The following is a 2,101-nucleotide window of genomic DNA, read 5'->3' as shown; positions in this document are numbered from 1 at the left end:
ATAAAATCTTATCAATATTATTACAATAATAATCCCGCTAAAGTAGCTGATAAATAACTAGCCAATGTACCGCAAATTAATGCTTTGAAACCTAATTTGGCTAAGTCTGTACGACGCTCAGGAGCTAACTCACCAATACCACCAATCTGAATTGCTACCGAACTAAAGTTAGCAAAACCACATAATGCAAAACTTGTAATAGCAAGAGTCTTAGCATCAAGTGTTGATTTAATTTTAACTAAATCTAGGTAAGCTACAAATTCATTTACCACCATCTTAGTACCCATCAAAGCACCTGCTACTTGTGTATCTTTACTAGGTACACCCATTGCCCATGCGAAAACAGAGAATACATTTCCTAGGATAAAGTTCATGCTTAAGTTAGGCATTCCAAAAACGTAGAAGCCAATGTGCCATAAAATCGAATCTATCAAAGCAATTAAGGCAATAAAACCAATCAACATGGCAATTACATTAAAACCTACTTTAAGTCCTTCAGAAGCACCCGAAGCAATAGCATCTACTAAGTTTGAGTGTACTTTCTTGATTTCTAGCTGAACAAAACCTTGTGTTTCTGATTTCTCAGTTTCTGGATATACAATTTTGGAAATCACTAAAGCCCCCGGAGCAGCCATGATACTTGCAGCTAATAAATACGATGCCGGTACGCCTAATTTAATATAAGTAGCCATTACGCCACCAGCAATACAAGCAAAGCTACCCGTCATAGAAGCTAATAATTCAGATTTGGTCATACCTTTTAAATAAGGCTTAATCATAATCTGCGCCTCTACTTGACCCACAAACGCAGAGGCTGCATTTGAAAGGGCTTCTGCTCCACTTACTCCCATCAGCCAGTGCATACCTTTAGCCAATACAGCAATGACTCTTTGCATAATTCCAAGATGGTAAAGAATATTCACCAAAACGGCTACAAATACAATTGTTGGAATTACTTTAAAAAAGAAGACAAAATCATGCCCCGGTCCAAAAGCTTTTGTCATCAATTCTGGTTGAACCAAAGAGCTAAATACAAACTCTGCTCCTTTATCAGCTTTTTCTAAGAGCTGATTTACCATCTCTCCTAACTTTGTAAAGAGCTTTTTCCCAATATCAGTTCGTAAAATAAAAACGGCCAACCCAAACTGTAAAGCTAAACCAACCCCAACTGTTCGGTAATTAATTGCTTTTCTATTATTTGACATCAAATAGGCTATTCCTAAAATTAATACTATTCCAATAAGTCCTGTGAAACGTTCCATGTACAAAGGGTTAATACCAAATCTTTAAAGTGGTTGTTGAATGAAAGGTTAAAGATAAGAGAAAAAAGATGAAAGGCGATAAATGCTGAAAACTAAAACAACCACATAGCTATTTTTTGTATTTTAACAAGATTCACCTTCTCGCTTTTTTTATAAAACTATATTTCCATTCGTTTTCTTAGTTCGGTAATATGGGCGGTATGATGCCTCCCATGCCATGAATACATTCCTGTAACTGTACGAAGACTATTGGCGTGCATGGTGACTGGATGAATAAATGTTCTTTCAAATTGTTCTGCTGTCAGCGACTTTAGCATCATAATCCACCGCTTGTGCAATACTTCTAGGAGTGTCAAAGACCATTCAATAGGCCCATTTTTACCATCTTCTAATTCCGCCCAAAATTGTTCTTCGTAAGGCCTGATAGTAGGAGTATCTTCGGTAAGTGCCAATTTAAAACGACAATAGGCATTCATGTGCGAATCTGCTACATGATTAATCACTTGGCGGATGGTCCAGCCTTCTGGGCGATAGGGTAATTCTAGCTGTTCTTCAGTTAAGCCTTCTACTGATTTTTTAAGTAAGGTAGGTAGTTCAGAGATATCATCAATCCAAGATTTCAATAAATCATCTGTAATTTCATCGGGCTTACTAAATATTCCAATCGGGTAACGCAATTGTTCTAAGGATAGATTTTCCATAAATATTGTTTTTGTTATTGTATTCGAAATACAATATAATCGAAAATTCGATTAGTTAAATAAACAATATATATCTTCTTGATAATTAAGTAGTTTACACTAACACATCTCACCATGAATAAAAGGATATTTATACCA

General features: G+C 35.8%; 2 protein-coding genes. Both read right to left on the bottom strand.

The features are described 5' to 3' along the window. Positions 1–20: 20 nt before the first annotated feature. A complete protein-coding gene (locus tag AC07XN_RS24180) occupies positions 21–1,262 on the bottom strand; it encodes a NupC/NupG family nucleoside CNT transporter (RefSeq protein ID WP_323250969.1) in 1,242 nt (413 codons plus the stop codon). 158 nt (positions 1,263–1,420) lie between these two features. Next, positions 1,421–1,963, bottom strand: a complete 543-nt coding sequence (locus AC07XN_RS24175) for a YfiT family bacillithiol transferase (protein WP_494744905.1) — start codon at positions 1,961–1,963, stop codon at positions 1,421–1,423. Between the last annotated feature and the right edge of the window lie 138 nt (positions 1,964–2,101).

It is taken from the genome of Arcicella sp. GW458-12-2-14-TSB2, from assembly GCF_059423785.1.
Note: the sequence above shows the minus strand (reverse complement) of the source record. Positions and strands in the feature narration are given on the sequence as shown.